The following is a 3,783-nucleotide window of genomic DNA, read 5'->3' as shown; positions in this document are numbered from 1 at the left end:
TCGCCAGCACGGGTGGAGAGCGGCCGATTGCCGATCCCAATACCATGGACGAGAACCCGGAACGCCCCACTGTGACGAAGAAACTCACGAGACAGCCACCGGCGATAGGTCAGGGCGACAGTGGAGAATCCGGGTCCTCTGGAGGCCAGAAGCCTGGCTCCAAGGGATCGGGTGCCACCACCGGTGACCGGAAGGGTCCTGGTCGAGGCACGACTGGCGGTCGCGGCGGTCGCAGTATTGCGTACACCAACCTTCGAAATTCAGTTTCCGATGGAGGCACCACTCGGCTACTCTCATTCACGCCAGAGGCCTCGGCAGAAGTAGTTCTAGAGCTATCTGCAATTGGAGTAGTTTCAGATGAAGCGCTGACGATCATCGGATTGGATGACGCTCCCTCCTCCCACTCACCAAGGATCAGTGCGGTGGCAGGTACACGGATGTCCATCAAGATCAAGCTCTCGCGACCCTATCTCGGTCCGATCTCGGTCGTTCTCAGCCCCATCAAGGGAGAACAAGATGCGCATTAAGGACAGCGCACGTTTTCCCCACCCCGTGCTTTCCAATCAGACGCTGGACTACGGAGTCCTTTCGCTTACAGCTGAGCTGGAAATCGAAGAGCATCCCGATACGGGAAGCCTCTTCATTACCGGCAAGCTTGGTATCGAGGACTCTAATGTTCTTGAGCTGGTACAGTGCGGCGAAGCCAGCGCAGGAATTATGTTGACCTGTCGTGACACCTACTACGATGACCTCCACATTACGGGGCTGGACCAGTTCCGACTTGATCTCTCCGACGGGAAGCTGCGTGGGCGAACCAACATCCGCGGCGTCGTCGTCGCTGTAGCAGACAAACTTGCGCTCACGTCACCGTCCATCAATGATGAGTTCCCGGTGGACTCCCGCTGCGCCAATGCTGGCGACGTTATCGCCGTCACGGAGGAGTTCCCTTATGAGGTTGGTTTGGAGAAGCTTGCTCCCCTGGAGTCCATCTTCCACCTCAAGCTCATGGCCGACGTTCCAGAAGGCGAGTTCCGCATCAACCTTGACAGCGAGTCCATCGATATTCTAGCGAGCTCCGAGCTCCACGGCGTGTTGTCCATCGTTCGTGACAACCGAGCAAGGGATGTACTGCTGTCTGCGCTATACCTGCCCACCCTCATGTACGTTCTTGACGCGATGAGGGAAGTTGGTCAGCACGAGGGGCGACGATGGCATACAGTCATGAGCGCTCGTTGCACTGCTGATGGAATCGACATCGTGACCTGCGACCTTGCTCAGGCGGCCCAGCACCTGCTGGATCGACCTCTGCAAGCCCTAGGCAAGGTCCTTGAAGGAGTGAACGCGTGAAGAAGCTGCTATACGTCGGCGAGCAGGTCGCCATCGACCTTCGCGGCTCAGTTGCTGACAACCTGGACCGCTACCGGAGCGGTGACTTTCTCGACATGGAGTCAGCGGGAAACTGGCGGATTCCTCTCTCCGTGAGTGCGGATCTGTCCGAGTTGTCCACGCTAAGCACCGACGGTTCCCCTGCCAGCGAGATCGAGAACTCACTGATCGTTGGTCACGCACTTGGCCATCTATCTCCAAGCGTCGCGCGTGAGAACCGACTGTGGGTCCGGATGAGTCATGTCGAAGGCTTGACCTACTCACGCGCGAGATGGATCTCTGACAGCTCGACGGATGAGAAGTCCACAGCCGATATCATCAAGCACTTCTTTGCTCCGACGCTTACAGCCTGCCGGGATGACCACGCAATTTCACGCCTTTGGTGGAACTACCACATTGCGCGCCACATCGACGCAGCGAACGTCGGATCCGTTCTTGGACGAATACTCCACAGGGCCGACATCCGTCTCAGCTTCTTGGAGCGTTCGGCGATGGCCTCCAGACCGACATTCTCGCGTGGTGTAGTAAGGYTACTCTCGAACGAGAAAGACCTTCTCGACGGCGAGAAGCTCTTCCGCGAGTTCATGAAGCAGATGAACCTCGATGGCGCGGGGCTGGCCTTTGAGGTCATGTCCGATGTCAGGATCGATGCATTGATGCGACAGTGCCTGGACAAGGCGCGATCCATCATCAACTCGTGATTATGGACGGAAGATGAGAGCAAAACGCACTTCATTCTACTGCCGAGTAGGACTTTGACATGAACTCCAAGGTGGATGACCGGGACCAGTGGCTCTACAACCTCGAGCTCAGCACAGCTGTGAGCATGCTTGTGGCAAACGGAGCTACCGAGATCCTCTACAAGCAACTTCCACAGAACGCCAACTCAAAGAACCAGGTGTACTTGGCACCCGATCTATCGGACTTGAGCCGGATTCCTTCTGGCGCTGTCGTTGCACACTCTTCTTATTCAATCAAGGCTGGCAACACCGAGCCGGTCTTCCATGCCCCATTGGAGATGTACTGGATCACCAGCACAGGACAACCATCAAAGGCTCCAGAGGCCAAGCTGATCTTCTATCCGCAGTACCCCGAAGTCCGAATGTCGGGTTTCCTGAAGGGCGCGCGCTACGCGCCTTCAACATTCTTCGACAAGGACAAGCTCGGAACGGTACCCGACCGGATCCTCTTGATCGGACTGACGAGCCGGCGCACGATTGTAGCTATCGCTGTCCCGCCAGAGAGCCCGGCTGCAAGGCAGATCAATGCAGATCAACCTCACGAAGCTTACGGGGCATTGCGCGAGCTGCCGATTGAGCCTCACAACTCGGATTCAGACGACTACCTCGCTCTGTTGGGGGCACTTGCAAGGATTCACCGCTCGGGGTGGAACGACTCGATTCGTTTGGACAGACGCGGCGTTGTCGTCCCTTGCAGGGCAACCAACTGCAACGGCAATACGCTTGAGGCACTGCTCGGGATCCGCTCAAATGGGTTTGCATTACCTGACTTTCACGGCTGGGAGATCAAGGCTCGAGGCGTAACGAACTCTGAGAAGCCAGGAAGTAGCGTTGTTACGCTGTTCACACCCGAACCGGATGGAGGAACGTACGTTTCGGATGGAATTGAGGCATTCCTGACTGCATATGGTCACGCCGCACGGACAATATCTGGTCGAACCAACTTCGGCGGCGTATACAAAGTCGGGGCCGAGATCAAATCGAACAAGAAGCTCCGGATAGACCTTCACGGATATGATCGGCAAAGCCAGAAGTACCGTCCGGACGGCGCAGTGGTGATGATCGATCACGCGGGTGATGTAGCGATGTCATGGTCATTCGCAAAATTGCTAGATCACTGGAAGTCAAAGCACGCCAAGGCCGCGTTTGTTCCCGCACAGATAATGCGCGGGGATGCCCCGAAGTACAGATTTGGAAGTCGCGTCCTCCTGGGAACAGGGGCTGAGTTTGGCCGCCTCCTCGCCTCGTTGGCAAATGCCAGCGTCTACTACGACCCTGGCATCAAACTTGAACAGCCTTCTGAAGGAAGAGCAATCTCGAAGAAGAGGAGCCAGTTTCGAGTTAAAAGCTCAGATCTGGAGGGTCTCTATGAACGCTTCACCGAGATAGATGTGATCGCGGAGCTATCTCATCTAGATCAGAGATTTGTACAACAAGCGTGACACACAGTAGATCAATCACACTAGTAGACATTCCCTCTTTTATTGTCCGCTCAGCGACGCATGAGCGAGTTCCCTGAGGGCTCTCGATATTCCTGATCAACGGTAGTAGCGAGATCGCTTCGCGAGCCTCGCCGCGCGTCGATGCAGGGCAAGGGGCAGACAGAGCCGCATGGCCAACAGCCCTCTCGATTGCCCTCCGACATTCAAGCTAAAGG

3 protein-coding genes are annotated in these 3,783 nt (G+C 56.3%); all 3 read left to right on the top strand.

Features of this window, described 5'->3' with window-relative positions:
* Positions 1-516 precede the first annotated feature (516 nt).
* Genes ACXJKH_RS16675 through ACXJKH_RS16665 form a run of 3 tightly spaced genes read left to right on the top strand, consistent with a single transcriptional unit; the run spans position 517 to position 3,568 of the window.
* Positions 517-1,347 carry a hypothetical protein gene (locus ACXJKH_RS16675; protein WP_457320976.1) on the top strand — a complete coding sequence of 277 codons (831 nt, stop codon included), beginning with the start codon at positions 517-519 and terminating at the stop codon, positions 1,345-1,347.
* Positions 1,344-2,087, top strand: coding sequence for a DUF6339 family protein (locus ACXJKH_RS16670; protein ID WP_457320974.1), 744 nt, complete (start codon positions 1,344-1,346; stop codon positions 2,085-2,087). Before ACXJKH_RS16675 ends, ACXJKH_RS16670 begins: the two co-directional genes overlap by 4 nt.
* Positions 2,088-2,146: 59 nt before the next feature.
* Positions 2,147-3,568 (top strand): MvaI/BcnI family restriction endonuclease, encoded by a 1,422-nt coding sequence (locus ACXJKH_RS16665; protein ID WP_457320972.1) that lies wholly within the window; start codon positions 2,147-2,149, stop codon positions 3,566-3,568.
* Positions 3,569-3,783 lie beyond the last annotated feature (215 nt).

This window comes from Stenotrophomonas sp. P5_B8 (genome assembly GCF_054049855.1).
The sequence above is the reverse complement of the archived record's forward strand: the minus strand, read 5'-3'. Positions and strand labels throughout refer to the sequence as shown.